We start from the raw sequence: 16,144 nt of genomic DNA, 5'->3' as shown, positions 1-16,144 counted from the left end.
GGTCGGGTCACGGTCACGGGGCTTTCTGGGTCAGACAGGCGCGGATGCTGTCGGCGTTGAAACGCAGGAGCGCGACGTACGAGGCGACGCGGTCGTCGAGGGTGTCGCCGTAGATGGGACACACGCGCACGCCCTGTTCCGCGGCGACCTCGGTGAGGGTCGACGAGCGGGCGGCGAGGTTCGGCTCGAGGAACACGGCCGGCACGTGGAGCGAGCGGATCGTCTCGGCGAGCTTCCGCCGGTCGGCGAGCGAGGGCTCGGCGGCCGGGTTGGGCGTCACGAAGCCCGCGATGTCGAGGTCATAGGCGTGCGCGAGGTATCCGAAGGCGTCATGCGTCGTGATCAGATGGCGGTCGGATGCCGGGATCGCACCGAGCGTGTCGTGCAGATACGCGTCCGTCTGCTCGAGGACGCCGAGATATGCGGACGTGTTCGCGGTGTAGACGCGTGCCCCGGCCGGGTCGGCGCCGATCAGCGTGTCGCGGATGAGCTGCGCATAGGCCATGCCGTTGCGCGCGTCCTGCCAGAGGTGCGGATCGATCTCGCCGTGCACGTGCTTGCCGAGGACCGCCTGGGGGAGCTGATAGACGCGCGTGCCGGCGCGTCCCAGGAACCCGAACGCGGATCCGGCGGGCACCTCGGACAACGCCTTGGGGGGCACCGAGATCACGACGTCCTCCGGTGCGTAGGACACCTGTGAGTGCTCTCCCCCGCCGCCCGGGTCGTAACGCACCTCGAGCGCACCCGCGTCGAGGTCGGCGGCGAGGTCGGCGTGCCCCTGGTCGAGCACGACGGCGCCCGGGCGCCCCGCATCGGCGGGATTCACCCCGACCGCGAACGTGAAGGTGGCCTCGCCCACGCGCTGCGGGCGTGCGCTGTCCGTCACCTGGACGCTCGCGGCCACGGTCAGCGTGTAGACGCCGGGCGCCGTGAACGCCCAGGACAGGTGGGTGTGGGCGTCCGCGGGGAGCGACACGGTGTCGTCGCGATAGCCGTTTGCGGCGTCGAACCCGTCGGAGGAGTCGAAGTACACGTCGGTGTCGCCGAACGAGCCGGTGAGGTAGCCGTAGATCTGCCCGGGCCCGGACGCCGCGACCGCCGACAGCAGGACGTCCGAGGTGCGGGTCGCGCCGTAGCGCGCGGCGCCGTCCCCCTGCGCACGCAGGCCCAGCCAGACGGTGTCGAGGTTCGCGTTCTCCACGAGCGGGATGATCTCGGCCGCGTACTTGATCGATTCCTCCGCGAGCGACACGTTCACCGCATCCGAACGGAGGTTCGCGTCGAGCGTCTTGATGATCGAGTGCTCCTCCAGCAGGGCGTAGTTGCTGAACGCGACGTCGGCGTAGACGACATTGCGCGCATCGCGCAGCGTGGGCTCGTAGGTGTGCGGATCGGCGCCGTCGGGCACGATCGAGACGACGTCGACGCGATCTCCGCCGACCTGTGCCACGAGATCGCGTAGGAGGCCTGTCGTCGTGACGACGCGCAACCGGTCGCTCTCGGGCGACAGCAGCGGCTTGGCGGCGCAGCCGGTCGCGAACAGCAGCGCCACCAGCGGCACGATCACCGCGATCCGGGCACCACGAGGCAGGGCGGACGAGGGCATGAGGGCTTTCGGGAGAGGGCCGACAGGACGGGGCTGTCGGGGCACCCGCTGCGAGTGCCCCGACAGCCCCGAGGGATCAGAACGTGAACCGGTAGGTTCCCGATGCGGTGTAGCTTCCCGCTCCCGCGCCGCTGACGCTCACGGACACGTTCACGTTCACCGCCGTGCTGGAGCCGCTGAACTCCCAGCTGAGGTGACGGTGGTAGCTGCTGCCCGCGGCCACCGCGCCGGTCGAGATCGTGATGGTGCGCGACGAGGCCGACTCGGTGACCTCGTACAGCACGGCGCCCGTCTCCGGGTCCGTGATCTGCAGCCCGGTGCCCGAGGGCACCGAGAGCGTGAACACCGCGGTCTTCGCGGTCGAGGCGGTGTTGGCGAAGCGCACACCGCCTCCCTGCACCGGCGAGGACGCGGTCGCGTCGTCGCCGTCGATGCGCTTCCCGCTTCCGACGGCGAAGGATGCCGACGGGTCGAGGACCGTGTCCCAGGTCTCGGTCTCGTGGTTGTAGCTCTGCAGTCGCGGAGACTGCGACTGGCTCGTGGCGAGGATGTCCCATTCGCCGGTCTGCGCGCCTGTGGCGGCGAAGGCCGGCGTGGACATGCCGAGCGAGAGGGCGACGGCCGCGACGAACGCGAGGACCGCGCCGCCGATCTTTCGTTCCGTGGTGAGAGTGGACATGAGCAGTACTCCATCTAGCCGACACGCGGCGGATCTGAGGGCTTAATTGATAATGGTTATCAATTGCCTATCAACCTGTCACAGACCAGAGCGGGATGTCAAACGTCGCCGCGGTCACCGCAGAGCGGTGCGGCTGGTCGCGGTCGCGGTCAGCCGCACACCCTCTCGCACGAACACGGAGACCAGCGGCGGATGCCAGCGGCCCTCGACCGTCACGCGCGCGGACACGCCGTCCGGCGTCTCGGCGGATACGAGGGCGATGCCGCCCTCCACCGCCACGACCGCGGCGGCCTGCTCCGTCACCGCTGCCGCCGTCAGCACCGCGCGCGGCGTCCCGTCGTCGACGCGCAGCGCGAAGCCGTCCGCGCCCGCGAGAGCAGCCGCATCCGCCGCAGCGTCGACCCGCTTCTGCGCCAGATAGAGGCTCGTCGCACAGGCGCACACGAACACGAGTGTGAGCGCGACGAGGGCGTAGCCGATCACGAGCGGAAGGATGCTCCCCTCGTCGTCGGTCCCGCACGCTCCGCGTCTCATGGTCCCCACGATCGCGACACCTTCTGCACGGCACTGGCCTCGACGGGGACGGCCGCGAGGTCGTCGAGCCCCAGCACGGGCGGCACGAGCGGCAGCGCGACCTCCGAGCGTGCCGTCACCCGCACGGTCGCGCCGGCGACGGGGCAGACCGACCCGCCCCCGACGCACACCAGCTCGATCTGCAGCCGATCGGCGTCCAGGCCGTACTCGGCAGCGATCTCCGCGCGGACGACCTGCACTCGTTCCGCCGCGTCCTCGGGGTCCTCCGCCAGGCTCGCCGCCCTCGCGATGTGCCGAGCCGCGGCCTCCACCCCGAGCGCCGCGTGCTGGATCATCCCGAGCGTCACGACGAGGTAGACGATCGGGACCAGCAGGACGAGCCCGGCCACGAGGAACTCCAACGACGCCGAGCCGTCGTCGTCCGTGACCGTGATCTCCCGAGGACGCGACAGGTCAGTCGAGCGACTCGGCCGGCGCACGACCCGTCACCTCCCAGGCTGCGGGGACGCCGATGAGCCCGATCACCGGCATGGGCGTGCGCACCGTGACGACCACCATCCGGTGGCCGCGCACCTCCTCCTCATCGACGCGTACCTCGTTCGCGTAGTCGGCGCCGATGGCCCGCTCGATCACCGCACGCGTGCGATCCGCGCCGTCATCGAGCGAGGTGTCGGCCAGCGCCGCGTGATACGCGCCTTCGACTGCGGCATCGTGCGCCACGTTTCGCACGTACACCCCGAGCGCGAGCTGGATGACCCCGAGCGTCAGAACCGTCAGCAGCGTCCCGACGAGGACGAACTCGACGGGCGCCGAACCGCGGTCCTCCCAGGGTGCCGGCAGCGACATCCGTCACAGTCCCCCGACGCGCGAGATCGCCTGTTCGAACAGTCCCGACAGCGCGGGCCCCGCGAGCGCCCAGATGACCACGACGAGCCCGGCGGTCATGAGGGTGATGAGCACCCAGCCCGGCACATCGCCGCGGTCGTCCCCGATCAACCGCGCCCACACATCCCTGACGGCCCGCGTTATCCGTCCTCGTCTCACGGTCATGGTTCTGCCCCTTCTTCTGTTTCACGAACCGAGCCGGAGCATGAGCACCCCGGGAAAGACTGCGATGAGGACGCTGAGCGGCAGGATCAGGAAGACCAGCGGGAACAGCATCCCGATCTCCTTGCGTCCCGCCTGCTCGATCAGAGCCCGGCGGGCATCGTCCTGAGCGTCGACCGCCTGCGCCTGCAGAACGTGCGCGAGCGGCGCACCACGATCCATCGCCGCGACGATCTGATCGATGCTGCGCTGTACGGCGGGCATGCGGATGTCGGCCGCGAGCCCGCGCAGCGCGTCGGCGAGCGAGTCGCCCGTGCCGACCTGCACGACGACGTTCCGCAACAGGCGGGCGAGCTCGCCCTCCCCCACGGCGGCGACGCGGCGGACGGCATCGAAGACGCCCTCGCCTGCCGCCAGGCACAGGGCGAGGAACTCCAGCACGACCGGCAGCTCTTCCGTCACGCGCCGCTCGCGCGTCCGCACCGCGGAGGAGAGCCGCACCTCGGGAACCAGCGCGCCCGCGAAGGCGCCCACCAACGGCAGGACCCCGAGCGCTGCTGTGCTGCCGCCCGCGAGCACTGCCCCGACGGCCGTCGCCGCCCCCACGATGAGACCGCCGATGAGCCAGGAGAGCTGCCGCAGGCGGAACTCCGCCGGATCACCATCGATCCCCGCGCGCCGCAGTCGACGAGCGAGCGCATCGGCACCGCCCACGCGGCGGGCTGCGTCTGCGGCGCGGTCACGCCAGCGGCGGGCACCGGGGGCGAGCGGGGTCAGGCCCAGCGGATCGGCGACATCGCGCACATACGGCGCGAGACGACGGTCGAGCGGCGTCGCCCGCCATCGGGGAAGCGCCCAGAGCATCACGCAGCAGCCCACCCCGAACGCGCCGCCCAGCAGAACCCCGAGCGCTGCCTGCGTGAGCAGCGGAAGCTCGATCATCCGAACCACCGCCGCTGCTCCGCCAGCCGGCCGATGCGGAGCATCAGCCGGAAGGCGACGACCGAGACCACCGCGCTCACGACGATGAGGACGATGCCCTCCGGGCTGGAGTAGGCGCGTGCGCCCTCCGGGCGCATCGCGAGGAGCACCATGACGACCCAGGGCGCCACGACACCCAGCACCGCCGCGCCCCGGACCCAGGACTGACGCGCCTCGGCCTCTGCCCGTACGTTCGCCTCCGCGCGGACCGCGGCGGCCAAGGCACGAAGCACGGGCACGAGCTCCGTGCCGCCGACCTCGCGTGCCATCCGCAGCGTCTCGAGGATGCGGTCCGCCACCGGGTCCGCCAGCGTCGCCTTCAGCCGATCGACGCTGCTTCCGAAGTGGCCGGACGCCGCGAGGTCGGTCGCGAAGGCGGCGAACGCCGGTCGCAAGGCCTGCGGCGCGGACGTGCGCAGGGTCGCGACCGCATCCGGCAGCGAGAGCCCGGCCCGGACCGACCCGATCAGCAGATCGCACACGTCGGGCCAGAGCATGCGGCGCGCCTTGCGGATCGTCCGCACGCGCCCGCGGAGCCAGAGAACGGGCGCCGCTGCTCCGGCCAGCAGCGCCGCGAGCGAGATCACGGGCACGCCCGTGAGCAGCCAGGTGATCGCGCCGGCCACCAGCGCGGATGCGGCGCACGCCACGTACAGCGCCGCAGCCGGGAACCGGGCGAGGCCAGCCGCAGCCAGGAGCCCGTTCCCGCCGGTCCGACGACGCGCCTGGCCTGCACCGCCGGCCGGCCACCACCGGGGAGCCAGCATCAGCAGGATCCCGGCGGCGAGCAGCGCTCCCCACAGCACCGTCATGATGCCCGCCAGCGAAGAAGCGGGCGGGTGCGCACGACCCCGTCGTCGACCTCGCCCGTCACCTCGACGATCTCGACGACCCGCCGCGTGCCGTCCACACCCTTCGCGCAGTGCGCGACGATGTCGACACCGCGAGCGATCGCAGGCACCACGAAGTCGCGATCGATGTTGCGCCCTGCCAGCAGCGGCAGGGCCGCCAGCTTGACCAGCGCATCCGCGGCACTGCTCGCGTGGAGCGACGCGGCGCAGGGAACACCCGTGTTGAGGGCGAGCAGGAGGTCGAGTGCCTCGGCGTCACGCACCTCGCCGACCACGATGCGGTCCGGACGCATCCGCAACGCTTCCTTCACGAGCCGCCGGAGCGTCACCTCACCGGTGCCCTCCAGACTGGGCTGTCGCCCCTGCAGCGCGACCAGGTCCGGGGCGTCCACGGCGAGCTCGAAGGTCTCCTCGACCGTGACGATCCGCTGCTGCGCCGCGCACGCGTCGATGAGCGCGCCGAGGAGCGTCGTCTTCCCGGCATGGGTGGCGCCGGAGACGAGGACGCTGCGTCCCTCGCGCATCGCGTCTCCCAGGAGCTCCGCGGCCGGCCGCGGCAGCGCACCCGCCGCGACGAGATCGTCGAGAGTGCGGAACGCGGGGAGGAACTTGCGGATGTTCACCGCCCAGTGACGGCGGGTGATCCCGGTGATCACGACGTGAAGGCGCGACCCGTCCGGGAGCGACGCGTCGACGAACGGCTGACTCAGATCCACCCGCCGGCCGGTGGCATGCAGCATCCGTTCGACCAGCTCCTGCACGGCAGTGTCGCTCAGCACGAGGGACACGCGCTCGTTGCGTCCGCCGCGCGCGACGAACACGGACTGCGGACCGTTGATCCAGATCTCTTCCACACCTGGGTCGTCGAGATAGGGCTGGAGCGGACCGTATCCGCCGACGGCGGCCAGCACATCGCGAACGCACGACTCCTCGTCGTCGATCGTCGCCTCGCCCCGCGCGAGGGCCGCGTCGTTGTGCCGCCCGAGCTCGGCCCGCACGATCCGACCTGCCCGGTCCGGATCGCGCGTCGGATCCGTGCCCTCACGCCGCAGCCGTTCGCGCACGCGCTCGGCCAGCGCCTCGGGCGCGGAGGACACGAACGGGACGGCCGGCATGCCCGCATTCTGGCAAGCCGCCCTCGCCGCCCTCAGCGGTTATCCACAGTCCCGCGCCGGGCAGGCGCGTCGAGCAGGTCAGGCGAGGCGCTCGGGGGTCGCCTCCTGGGCCCGGAGTGTGTTGAGCAGTCCCGCGGGAATCTCCGGATCGGCGAGCGTGATCGCGAACAGCCTGTCGTTGGTCCTGGTGACGATCAGTCCCGGTCCGCCACGGAGGATCAGCGCAGAACGTCCGGGCATGATGCGGTAGCCCCAGCCACCCCACTCGCCGGGACGCAGGTGCGCGGCCTCGGCATGGCGAACCCGGTTCAGCGGTATGCGCATGAGCGGGATCCCGAGCGGCACGGAGATGATCCGCAGACCCCGCCAGTCCACGGTCACCCGGAGTCGCATGAACGCCGCGGTGACCAGGCTCACCGTCACCAGGACGACCAGACCGGGCCACACCGCCCCGAGCCGGCTGGACAGCAGGAGCGGGACGTAGACGATGCCCGCGATCACGAGCAAGGCGATCGTGGCGTAGACGAAGACGTTCGCCGTGACGGTGCGCGACCACGCGCCGACCTCCCCGGGCGCCAGCGGCATGCCGGGCACGAGGGCGGCGTCGGCGCCGCCCGGTGGCGGAGCGATCGCGTACGGAGCGGCGCCCGCGAGGACACAGACGACCAACGGGATGATCCAGATGCCGAGGACCGCCCCCTCGGGCGACCCCGCCCGCAGCGTCAACCACGCCGGGATCAGCCAGCATGCGGCGGCGAGACCGGCAGGCACGCCGAGCCAGAACAGGATGGCCCGCGTGGCTCTCCTGCGAAGGCACGGAACGGCGACGGTCACCGTGCCGGCGATCGCCACCGCACCGGCGACGGCGAGGGTCATGAGGAACACCACTCGGGTCGGCGCGCTGCCGTCGGCCGCACCGAGGTCGGACCAGTGCGTGGCCACCTGCTCCGGCATCGCATCGCGCCAGAGGAGTCCCGAGACGAGGATCCCGACCGGCGGGAGGGAGAGGAGGATGAGCGCGATGGCCCAGCGCGACGACGGCCTCACGAGAGCTCGACCAGCCGGGCGAGCTGCTGCGGAGTCAGGCCGATCTTGCGCGCCTCGGCTGCGAGCTGTCCGGCGAGCTCGGCGATCCTCGTCATCGTCGCGTTCGCCTCCGGCCGCACCCACGCACCGCGCCCTTGGCGCATCTCGATCATGCCCTCCTCGCGGAGACGCGCGTAGGCACGCAGCACCGTGTGCATGTTCACCCGCAGCGCTTTCGCGAGATCACGGGCGGCGGGAAGCCGCTCCCCCGGTGAGAGGTCGCCGGAGACGATCCCGGCCCGGACCTGGAGAGCGATCTGATCGGCGAGCGAGGTCGCGGATGCTTGATCGACGCGAAACAACATGTTCCTAATGCTAGTAGAACAATGGGATAGCCTGGAGCCGTGCCGATCGTCGTCGTGGTCCCCGCCCTGCTCCTGCTCACGGCCGTGCTGACACAGCTCGCCGCCAGCGGCGTGCTGGGCAAGAACCCGATCGCCGGCATCCGCGTCCGCTCGACCCTGCGCTCACCCGGGGCCTGGGTCGCCGGTCACCGCGCCGCCGCACCCTGGACCTGGATCGGGTTCGCTCTCAGCGCCGTGGCGTGCGTCGCGGCGCTCCTGCTCACCGGCCTCGCGGCCGCCATCGCCGGAATCGCCGTGGTCGTCGTGTTCGCCCTGACCATCGTGGTCTCGCTCGTCACGGCGAGCCGCTCCGCAGGAGCCGAGAACCGGCGGCCTCCCACGGCTCACTGAGCCGCTGCGCGACGATGTGAGAGTCGGCGCACACCGCACCTTCCTCCCCGGCCGCGCGCCGGTCCCGCCGCCTGGGGCACCGCATCCTGACAAGATCCCGAACCGCGCACGGCGCCGGACCGCGTCCCTCTAGACTGGCTCTGCGCGGGAGTGGTGAAACCGGCAGACACGCAGGATTTAGGTTCCTGTGCCTTCGGGCGTGGGGGTTCGACTCCCCCCTTCCGCACAGGGATGCCGGCGAACCCCTCCGGCGATTCCATCCGCCTTCGACGACGGGACGCACGTGCAGCACCTCGGCCTCATCCCCTGGCTGGACCCGGCCACCATCATCTCCTCGGCCGGCCCCTGGGCCCTGCTCGTGGTGTGCTTCATCATCTTCGCCGAGACGGGGCTGCTCATCGGGTTCCTGCTCCCCGGCGACACCCTGCTGGTCATCTCCGGGCTCCTCTCGCACTCCAGCGACACGGCGCCGAACGGGGTGTTCGGCATCAACGTGTGGATCGTCGCCCTCCTGATCGGTCTCGCGGCGTTCATCGGCGGCGAGGTCGGCTACTACATCGGGCACAAGGCGGGCCCCGCGATCTTCGAGCGCAAGGACTCCGGGCTGTTCAGCCGCAAGAACGTCGAGCGCACGAACGCGTTCTTCGAGCGATTCGGCGGTCTCACCGTCATCCTCGCCCGCTTCGTGCCGATCGTGCGCACCTTCGCGCCGGTCGCCGCGGGCGTCGGTCACATGCCGTGGCGCCGCTACACGATCTACAACCTCATCGGCGCGATCCTGTGGGGCATCGGCCTCACGATGCTCGGCTACGTCATCGGCTACATCCCCTGGGTCGCCCACATCGTCACCGAGTACATCGACGTCATCCTCATCGGCGTCGTCGTGCTCACCGCCGCCGTCACGATCTGGCACTACCTGCGCGAGCGCGCGAAGGTCAAGAAGGAAGCCGCGGCCGGCGACGCCGAGTGATCAGGCGCCGCGCGCCGCGCGCGACCGCTCGACGCTCGCGCGCAGGGCGGCCATCAGGTCGATGACCTCTCCGCGCTCGGAGGACTCGGCACGCTCGCCGAAGGTCTCGGCCGTGTCCAGCGCATCGCCCTTCTCGAGCTTCGCCTCGATCAGCGTCCGCAGCTCGGCCTGATACTCGTCCGTGAACTGGTCGGCGTCGAAGTCGCCCGCGAAGCTCTCGACGAGCGCCGCCGACAGCTCCAGCTCCTTGTCCGAGATCTTCACGGACTCCGACAGGCTCGGGAACGACACCTCCCGCACCTCGTCGGCCCACAGGAGCGTCTGCAGCACCAGAACGTCGCCCCGCACCCGGAGCGCTGCGAGCCGCGTCTTCTGTCGGAGCGAGAAGCGCACGATCGCGGTGCGATCCGTCTGCTCCAGCGTGCGCCGCAGCAGCACATACGCCTTCGGCGACGCCGAGTCCGGCTCCAGGTAGTACGCCTTGTCGAAGGTGAGCGGATCGACCTGATCGCTCGGCACGAACTCCACGACCTCGATCTCGCGACTGCGCTCGGACGGCAGCGCCTCGAGATCCTCCTTCGTCAGCACCACGGTCCGCTCGCCGTCGTCGTACGCCCGATCGATGTCGGCGTACGGCACGACCTCGCCATCGAGCTCGCACACGCGCTGATAGCGGATGCGTCCTCCATCGGCCGCGTGCACCTGATGCAGCGGCACGTCGTGGTCCTCGGTCGCCGAGTACATCTTGACCGGCACATTGACGAGCCCGAACGTGAGCGCGCCCTTCCAGATCGACCTCATGATGCCAGTAGACACCGTCCGCGCGCACGCCCACCAGGGGTTGCGGACCCCATGACTACCCTGACTGCATGGCAGGCGACACGCAGCTGGTGCGCATCGACGGCCGTCGCCTGCGCCTGTCGAACCTCGAGAAGGTGCTCTACCCGGCCACGGGCACGACGAAGGCGGAGGTCATCGACTACTACAGCCGTGTCGCGCACGTGCTCATCCCCCACATCGCCGGACGTCCCGTGACGCGTAAGCGATGGCCCGAGGGCGTCGGCACCGAGAACGAGCCGAAGGCCGCGTTCTTCGCGAAATCGCTCGAGCAGAGCGCGCCCGACTGGCTGCCGCGGATGCCGATCACACACTCGTCCGGGGACAAGGACTATCCGCTCGTCGAGGACACCGCCGCCCTCGTCTACCTCGCACAGGTCGCGAGCCTGGAACTGCACGTCCCGCAGTGGCGCTTCCTCGCTGGCGGCGGCCGCGGTCCCGCCGACCGCCTCGTGCTCGACCTCGACCCCGGCCCCGGCACGGGGCTCGCCGAGTGCGCCCATGTCGCCCGCTGGGCGCGCGACATCCTCGGCGACATGGGCCTGGCCCCCTTCCCGGTCACGAGCGGGAGCAAGGGTCTCCACCTCTACGCCGCACTGCCCGAGCCCCGCCCGAGCGATGAGGTCGCCGCCGTGGCCCACGAGCTGGCCCGCGCGATCGAGGCCGACCATGGCGATCTCGTCGTGAGCGACATGTCCAAAGCGCGCCGCGAGGGCCGCGTGCTCATCGACTGGAGCCAGAACAACGGCGCCAAGACCACGATCGCGCCCTACTCCTTGCGGGGGCGTGCGCTTCCGACGGTCGCGGCGCCGCGCACATGGGACGAGCTCGAAGACCCGGCCCTCGGGCAGCTCCGTCTCGACGAGGTGCTCGCGCGGGTGGCCACTCAGGGCGACCCCCTCGCGCCGCTGTCGACGACCGTGCCGGACGCGGGGGACGGGCCGCTCCGCGCCTACATCGCGAAGCGCGCCGCGGGAGCCACTCCCGAGCCCGTGCCGAGCGATCCGCGCGCGGCGACCCCGCCCGCCGGACGCCCGAGCTTCGTCATCCAGGAGCACCATGCGAGCCGACTGCACTGGGACTTCCGACTCGAACGCGACGGCGTGCTCGTGTCGTGGGCGGTGCCGAAGGGCGTGCCGCCCACCAGCGCGCGCAACAGTCTCGCGGTCATGACAGAGGACCATCCTCTCGACTACGGATCGTTCGAGGGCACCATCCCCCGCGGCCAGTACGGCGGCGGAAAGGTGTGGATCTGGGATGCCGGCACCTACGACCTCGAGAAGTGGCACGAGGACGAGATCATCGTGACCCTCCGTGGCCGCCCCGAAGGGCCGCTCGGGAACGTCCGCCTCGCGCTGATCCGCACGTCCGGCGCGGGCGAGAGGTCGTCGTGGCTGCTGCACCGCACGAAGACGGATGCCGACGGCGCCCCGCAGCCGCGAGGAGCGCCCGTGGTCGCCCGCGCGGACGATGAGCCCGCTCCCGCGCCGCCCGCGCCCGCCCGGGCCGCGATGCTCACGACCACCGCCACCGTCACCGAGGCGCGCCGTGCGGCCGAACGGTGGCGCGGCGATGCCTGGGCGGAACTGAAGTGGGACGGCATCCGAGCCCTCGGCTCCTGGGACGGCCGACGTCTGCGCCTTCACACCCGCACGGGAACCGACGTCACGGACCGCTATCCCGAGCTGACGCGCGGCAGCGCCCGGCTCGGCGCCGGGCCCACGATCGTGGATGGGGAGATCGTCGCCCTGGACGCGTCGGGGCGGCCGAGCTTCGCGCTGCTCCAGCGGCGCATGAACCTCACGCGCTCCGCCGAGATCGACGCCGAGGCGCGCCGCACGCCGGTGCGGTACTACCTGTTCGACGCGCTGCGATCGGGCGGGCACGATCTCACGTCGCGGCCGCTCCGGGAGCGCCGGGCGGCGCTCGAAGAGCTCGGCCGGCACGCCGCCCCCGAGGTCGTCGTGCCGCCCGTGTTCGACGACCTCGATGATGCGCTGGCAGCCGCCGAGCGGTTCGATCTCGAGGGCGTCGTCCTCAAACGCGCGAGCTCGAGGTACCGCGGCATCCGGTCGGAGGAGTGGCTGAAGCTCAAGCGCACCGCGACGCAGGAGGTCGTGATCGGCGGCATCCGTCCCGGCAAGGGAGCGCGAGCCGGCACGATCGGCTCCCTCCTGGTGGGTCTCCCCGAGGCGGACGGCTTGCGCTACCTCGGCCGCGTCGGCACCGGATTCAGCGACAGCGCGCTCGCCCTGCTCGATCGGACCCTCCGGCCGCTGCGCAGCGATCGGGCGCCGTTCACGGACGTGCCCGCGGCCGACGCCCGCGACGCGCTCTGGGTCGAACCGTGCGTCGTCGGCGAGGTGGAGTACGGCTCCGTCACGCCCGGCGGCGTCCTCCGCCACGCCCGCTGGCGCGGCCTTCGTCCCGACAAGTCCCCCGCCTATGTCGTGCGCGAGTAGCGCTCAGCCGTGCGCCTCGTGCTCGACGTGCCCCGCGGCCTCCAGCTGGAACGTGGAGTGCTCGACGTCGAAGTGCGCGTCCAGGCACTTCTGCAGCTCGGTCAGCATGGCGGGCGCACGCCCCGATGCGAACGTCTCTTCGTCGACGATGACGTGCGCCGTGAACACCGGGGCACCCCGGGTCAGCGACCACACGTGCACGTCGTGCACCGCGACGACCCCCGGTGTGTCCAGCAGATGCGCGCGGATCTCCTCGACCTGCATGCCGACGGGAGTCGCCTCGCTGAGGACGCCGAACACCTCTCGCAGCAGGCCGATGGCGCGCGGCACGATCATCGCGGCGATCGCGAGCGATGCCACCGCATCCGCCGCCATCCACCCCGTCGTGAGGATGACGATCGCGGCGACGATGACGGCCGCCGACCCGAGCAGGTCGCCCAGCACCTCAAGATACGCACCGCGCACGTTGATGCTGCGGCGCTGGGCCGAGCTGAGCAGCCACATCGCGACCGCGTTCGCGAGCAGCCCGACGGCCGCCACGACGAGCATGAGCGGCCCCGCGATCTCCGTCTCGGCTGGCGCGACCAGCCGCTGCACCGCCTCCACCGCGACCCACACGGCGAGCACGAGCAGCAGGATGCCGTTCACGAGCGCGCCGAACACCTCGGCCCGCTGGTACCCGAAGGTCCGGCGGTCGTCCGCCGGGCGGGCGGCGACCGCTCCGGCGACGAGCGCGATCACCAGCGCCGCGGCATCCGTCAGCATGTGCGCGGCATCCGCGAGCAGCGCCAGCGAGCCCGACAGCACGGCGCCGACCACCTGCACGACGAACACGAGGGAGGTGATCGCGAGTGAGGTCGCGAGCAGTCGGCGGTTCGAGCCGTCGCGGAGACCGGCAGCCGGGGCGTGATCGTGCATGTGCCCAGGGTAGGGTTCGAGAAGCCCCGGTGAGGCGGAAATCGCCTAGTCGGGAACGACTTCGGAAATCGTTCTCAGCAGTGGCTCAGAGCGCGTGGAGCAGCGGCAGCAGCGCGGCGAAGGCGCGGGCACGGTGCGAGTCGGCGTTCTTCTCCTCGGCCGCCCACTCCCCGACCGTTCGCTCGGCGCCCGCCGGCTGACCGTCGGGCACGAAGATCGGGTCGTAGCCGAAGCCGCCGGCGCCGGCCGGGGCGTGCGCGAGACGTCCGGGCCAGACGCCCTCGACGACCTCCTCGGACCCGTCCGCGCGCACGAGCGCGATGGTCGAGACGAACTGCGCGCCCCGGTGCGGGTCCGCGATGTCCGAGAGCTGGTCCAGCAGCAGCTCGAGGTTCGCTCGCGCGTCCTTGCGGTGCCCCGCCCAGTACGCCGAGAACACGCCCGGCGCCCCGCCGAGCACATCGACGCAGATGCCCGAGTCATCCGCCAGCGCGGCCAGGCCCGTGTGGGACGCCGCTGCGCGCGCCTTGATGAGCGCGTTCGCCGCGAACGTCACGCCGTCTTCGACCGGCTCAGGCCCGTCGTACGCCACGACCTCCAGGTCCGGCCGAGCCGTGGCCACGATCGCCTGGAACTCCTCGACCTTGTGCGGGTTGTGCGTGGCGAGGACGACGCGGGCGCTCACGCGGCAGGCTCCGCGAGCGCCGCGGTCTGCAGCTCGGCGAGCCGGGCGCATCCGCCCACGCCGAGCTCAAGCAGGGCGTCGAGCTCGCGCTTGTCGAAGGGGGCGCCCTCGGCCGTGCCCTGCACCTCGACGAACAGACCGCGGCCGGTGACGACGACGTTCATGTCCGTCTCGGCGCGTACGTCCTCGACGTAGGCGAGGTCGAGCATCGGCTCGCCGTCGATGATGCCGACCGAGACGGCGGCGACCGAGTCCAGGAGCACCGTGGAACGCTGCGCGATGAACTTCTTGCGACGGCCCCACTCGATCGCGTCGGCGAGGGCGACGTACGCGCCCGTGATCGCAGCCGTGCGCGTGCCGCCGTCGGCCTGCAGGACGTCGCAGTCGATCACGATCGTGTTCTCTCCGAGCGCCTTCGTGTCCACGACGGCGCGCAGCGCACGACCGATCAGTCGCGAGATCTCGTGCGTGCGACCGCCGATGCGGCCCTTGACGCTCTCTCTGTCGTTGCGCGAGTTCGTGGCACGCGGCAGCATCGCGTACTCCGCCGTCACCCAGCCGGTGCCCTTGCCGGTGAGCCAGCGCGGCACCCCGTTCGTGAACGAGGCGGTGCACAGCACCTTCGTCCCGCCGAACGAGATCAGCGCCGAGCCCTCGGCCTGGCTCGACCAGCCGCGCTCTATCGTCACGGGGCGCAGCTCGTCGATCGAGCGGCCGTCGGCGCGGGTGATGTCGGTCATGGTTCTCCTCGTGGGGATCAGAAGCCGGCATGTCCCACTTCGGACCGCTTGCAGAGGCCTGCTGCGGTCCGAAGTGGGACATCGTTCGGTCGGAAGTGGGACATGGAGGTGGTGCGGGGTCAGCGGGGGATGTCGATGGCGCCGGTCTGGACCAGCTGCACGTCGCGCACCTCGCGGCCCATGAGGCGGTGGGCGAGGCGGATGAAGTCGTCGGCCGAGGAACCCGTGGCCTCGTAGACGTGACGGGGCGACGCCTCGGGCCCGGCGAGCAGGTCACGCGAGACGAGCTGTCGATACACGTCCTTCGCGGTCTCGGTGTCGCTCGAGACGAGGCTCACGCCCTGCCCCATGACATAGCTGATGGCGCCCTCGAGGAACGGGTAGTGCGTGCAGCCGAGCACGAGCGTGTCGACCCCGGCGTGGCGGAGCGGAGCCAGGTACTCCTCCGCGACCGCGAGGACCTCCGGCGTGTCGGTCACGCCCGCCTCGACGAAGTCCACGAAGCGGGGGCACGCCTGTGCGTGGACCGTCAGAGCGGCGTTGACCTCGAGCATGTCCTGGTACGCACCGGAGCCGATCGTGCCGGCCGTGCCGATGACGCCGATACGTCCGTTGCGCGTGGTCGACATCGCCGTGCGCACCGCCGGGCCGATCACCTCGACGACCGGCACGTCGTAGCGCTCACGCGCGTCGCGGAGCATCGCCGCCGAGGCCGTGTTGCAGGCGATCACGAGCATCTTGACGCCCTGGGCGACCAGATCGTCGAGCACCTCCAGCGCGTACCGCCGCACGTCGGCGATCGGCTTGGGTCCGTAGGGAGAGCGAGCCGTGTCGCCGATGTAGAGGATCGACTCGCGCGGCAGGAGCTGCGAGACGGCCCGCGCGACCGTGAGTCCCCCGACGCCGGAGTCGAAGATCCCGATCGGTGCGTCATCCAC

General features: G+C 71.3%; 19 protein-coding genes and 1 tRNA gene. 4 read left to right on the top strand and 16 right to left on the bottom strand.

From position 1 onward, the window contains the following. Positions 1-13: 13 nt before the first annotated feature. The 11 genes from QE381_RS01895 to QE381_RS01845 all read right to left on the bottom strand — a co-directional run bounded on the left by QE381_RS01895 (position 14) and on the right by QE381_RS01845 (position 8,204). On the bottom strand, positions 14-1,606 hold the full coding sequence (locus QE381_RS01895) for an anchored repeat ABC transporter, substrate-binding protein (protein WP_307214979.1): 1,593 nt from the start codon (positions 1,604-1,606) through the stop codon (positions 14-16). Between the two features lie 76 nt (positions 1,607-1,682). Beyond that, the gene (locus QE381_RS01890; RefSeq protein ID WP_307214976.1) at positions 1,683-2,285 is read right to left on the bottom strand and encodes a hypothetical protein; all 603 of its coding nucleotides are present in this window, start codon (positions 2,283-2,285) and stop codon (positions 1,683-1,685) included. Between the two features lie 114 nt (positions 2,286-2,399). Then, positions 2,400-2,819 carry a pilus assembly protein TadG-related protein gene (locus tag QE381_RS01885; RefSeq protein ID WP_307214974.1) on the bottom strand — a complete coding sequence of 140 codons (420 nt, stop codon included), beginning with the start codon at positions 2,817-2,819 and terminating at the stop codon, positions 2,400-2,402. After that, positions 2,816-3,298 carry a TadE family protein gene (locus QE381_RS01880; RefSeq protein WP_307214972.1) on the bottom strand — a complete coding sequence of 161 codons (483 nt, stop codon included), beginning with the start codon at positions 3,296-3,298 and terminating at the stop codon, positions 2,816-2,818. The genes QE381_RS01885 and QE381_RS01880 overlap by 4 nt, the downstream gene beginning before the upstream one ends. Further along, complete coding sequence (locus tag QE381_RS01875) at positions 3,273-3,665, bottom strand: TadE family protein (protein WP_307214970.1); 393 nt, start codon at positions 3,663-3,665, stop codon at positions 3,273-3,275. The genes QE381_RS01880 and QE381_RS01875 overlap by 26 nt, the downstream gene beginning before the upstream one ends. Positions 3,666-3,668: 3 nt before the next feature. Beyond that, positions 3,669-3,869, bottom strand: coding sequence for a hypothetical protein (locus QE381_RS01870; RefSeq protein ID WP_307214968.1), 201 nt, complete (start codon positions 3,867-3,869; stop codon positions 3,669-3,671). 21 nt (positions 3,870-3,890) lie between these two features. Further along, positions 3,891-4,808: a type II secretion system F family protein gene (locus tag QE381_RS01865; RefSeq protein WP_307214966.1), complete on the bottom strand. Its 918-nt coding sequence runs from the start codon at positions 4,806-4,808 to the stop codon at positions 3,891-3,893. After that, entirely contained in the window at positions 4,805-5,659 is an 855-nt protein-coding gene (locus tag QE381_RS01860) for a type II secretion system F family protein (RefSeq protein ID WP_307214964.1), read from the bottom strand. The genes QE381_RS01865 and QE381_RS01860 overlap by 4 nt, the downstream gene beginning before the upstream one ends. Next, positions 5,656-6,813 (bottom strand): CpaF family protein, encoded by a 1,158-nt coding sequence (locus tag QE381_RS01855; RefSeq protein ID WP_307214962.1) that lies wholly within the window; start codon positions 6,811-6,813, stop codon positions 5,656-5,658. Before QE381_RS01855 ends, QE381_RS01860 begins: the two co-directional genes overlap by 4 nt. Before the next feature lie 78 nt (positions 6,814-6,891). Continuing rightward, entirely contained in the window at positions 6,892-7,860 is a 969-nt protein-coding gene (locus QE381_RS01850) for a hypothetical protein (protein ID WP_307214961.1), read from the bottom strand. After that, on the bottom strand, positions 7,857-8,204 hold the full coding sequence (locus tag QE381_RS01845) for a GntR family transcriptional regulator (protein ID WP_307214959.1): 348 nt from the start codon (positions 8,202-8,204) through the stop codon (positions 7,857-7,859). The genes QE381_RS01850 and QE381_RS01845 overlap by 4 nt, the downstream gene beginning before the upstream one ends. A gap of 39 nt (positions 8,205-8,243) precedes the next feature. On the opposite strand from QE381_RS01845, the gene QE381_RS01840 reads away from it, so the two are divergent. The 3 genes from QE381_RS01840 (at position 8,244) to QE381_RS01830 (ending at position 9,564) form a co-directional block, all read left to right on the top strand. Continuing rightward, complete coding sequence (locus tag QE381_RS01840) at positions 8,244-8,594, top strand: SdpI family protein (protein ID WP_307214957.1); 351 nt, start codon at positions 8,244-8,246, stop codon at positions 8,592-8,594. Positions 8,595-8,738: 144 nt separating this feature from the next. Beyond that, positions 8,739-8,820 (top strand) — tRNA-Leu (locus tag QE381_RS01835). A 57-nt stretch (positions 8,821-8,877) separates the two neighbouring features. Beyond that, positions 8,878-9,564, top strand: a complete 687-nt coding sequence (locus tag QE381_RS01830) for a DedA family protein (protein ID WP_307214955.1) — start codon at positions 8,878-8,880, stop codon at positions 9,562-9,564. On the opposite strand, the gene QE381_RS01825 is transcribed toward QE381_RS01830, so the two are convergent. After that, on the bottom strand, positions 9,565-10,365 hold the full coding sequence (locus QE381_RS01825) for a Ku protein (protein WP_307214953.1): 801 nt from the start codon (positions 10,363-10,365) through the stop codon (positions 9,565-9,567). A 68-nt stretch (positions 10,366-10,433) separates the two neighbouring features. Here QE381_RS01825 and QE381_RS01820 point away from each other — a divergent pair, with 68 nt between their 5' ends. Further along, positions 10,434-12,863: an ATP-dependent DNA ligase gene (locus QE381_RS01820; RefSeq protein ID WP_307214951.1), complete on the top strand. Its 2,430-nt coding sequence runs from the start codon at positions 10,434-10,436 to the stop codon at positions 12,861-12,863. Positions 12,864-12,866: 3 nt separating this feature from the next. Here QE381_RS01820 and QE381_RS01815 read toward each other — a convergent pair whose 3' ends face one another. The 4 genes from QE381_RS01815 to murI all read right to left on the bottom strand — a co-directional run bounded on the left by QE381_RS01815 (position 12,867) and on the right by murI (position 16,144). Continuing rightward, positions 12,867-13,781: a cation diffusion facilitator family transporter gene (locus tag QE381_RS01815; protein ID WP_307214949.1), complete on the bottom strand. Its 915-nt coding sequence runs from the start codon at positions 13,779-13,781 to the stop codon at positions 12,867-12,869. Positions 13,782-13,866: 85 nt separating this feature from the next. Continuing rightward, complete coding sequence (gene rdgB / locus QE381_RS01810) at positions 13,867-14,517, bottom strand: RdgB/HAM1 family non-canonical purine NTP pyrophosphatase (RefSeq protein ID WP_307214947.1); 651 nt, start codon at positions 14,515-14,517, stop codon at positions 13,867-13,869. After that, complete coding sequence (gene rph, locus QE381_RS01805) at positions 14,463-15,206, bottom strand: ribonuclease PH (RefSeq protein WP_307214945.1); 744 nt, start codon at positions 15,204-15,206, stop codon at positions 14,463-14,465. The genes rdgB and rph overlap by 55 nt, the downstream gene beginning before the upstream one ends. 119 nt (positions 15,207-15,325) lie before the next feature. Then, positions 15,326-16,144: a glutamate racemase gene (murI, locus tag QE381_RS01800; protein ID WP_307214943.1), complete on the bottom strand. Its 819-nt coding sequence runs from the start codon at positions 16,142-16,144 to the stop codon at positions 15,326-15,328.

This window comes from Microbacterium sp. SORGH_AS_0888 (assembly GCF_030818905.1).
GTDB lineage: Bacteria > Actinomycetota > Actinomycetes > Actinomycetales > Microbacteriaceae > Microbacterium.
Note: the sequence above shows the minus strand (reverse complement) of the source record. Positions and strands in the feature narration are given on the sequence as shown.

What these genes read in the sequence shown, in the direction of transcription:
- QE381_RS01815 (WP_307214949.1), bottom strand. Translation starts at nt 13,781, where the DNA reads ATGCACGATCACGCCCCGGCTGCCGGTCTCCGCGACGGCTCGAACCGC.
- QE381_RS01890 (WP_307214976.1), bottom strand. Translation starts at nt 2,285, where the DNA reads ATGTCCACTCTCACCACGGAACGAAAGATCGGCGGCGCGGTCCTCGCG.
- QE381_RS01895 (WP_307214979.1), bottom strand. Translation starts at nt 1,606, where the DNA reads ATGCCCTCGTCCGCCCTGCCTCGTGGTGCCCGGATCGCGGTGATCGTG.
- rph (WP_307214945.1), bottom strand. Translation starts at nt 15,206, where the DNA reads ATGACCGACATCACCCGCGCCGACGGCCGCTCGATCGACGAGCTGCGC.
- QE381_RS01870 (WP_307214968.1), bottom strand. Translation starts at nt 3,869, where the DNA reads ATGACCGTGAGACGAGGACGGATAACGCGGGCCGTCAGGGATGTGTGG.
- QE381_RS01825 (WP_307214953.1), bottom strand. Translation starts at nt 10,365, where the DNA reads ATGAGGTCGATCTGGAAGGGCGCGCTCACGTTCGGGCTCGTCAATGTG.
- QE381_RS01885 (WP_307214974.1), bottom strand. Translation starts at nt 2,819, where the DNA reads ATGAGACGCGGAGCGTGCGGGACCGACGACGAGGGGAGCATCCTTCCG.
- QE381_RS01860 (WP_307214964.1), bottom strand. Translation starts at nt 5,659, where the DNA reads ATGACGGTGCTGTGGGGAGCGCTGCTCGCCGCCGGGATCCTGCTGATG.
- QE381_RS01845 (WP_307214959.1), bottom strand. Translation starts at nt 8,204, where the DNA reads ATGTTGTTTCGCGTCGATCAAGCATCCGCGACCTCGCTCGCCGATCAG.
- QE381_RS01820 (WP_307214951.1), top strand. Translation starts at nt 10,434, where the DNA reads ATGGCAGGCGACACGCAGCTGGTGCGCATCGACGGCCGTCGCCTGCGC.
- QE381_RS01855 (WP_307214962.1), bottom strand. Translation starts at nt 6,813, where the DNA reads ATGCCGGCCGTCCCGTTCGTGTCCTCCGCGCCCGAGGCGCTGGCCGAG.
- QE381_RS01875 (WP_307214970.1), bottom strand. Translation starts at nt 3,665, where the DNA reads ATGTCGCTGCCGGCACCCTGGGAGGACCGCGGTTCGGCGCCCGTCGAG.
- rdgB (WP_307214947.1), bottom strand. Translation starts at nt 14,517, where the DNA reads ATGCGCCCGGCTCGCCGAGCTGCAGACCGCGGCGCTCGCGGAGCCTGC.
- QE381_RS01865 (WP_307214966.1), bottom strand. Translation starts at nt 4,808, where the DNA reads ATGATCGAGCTTCCGCTGCTCACGCAGGCAGCGCTCGGGGTTCTGCTG.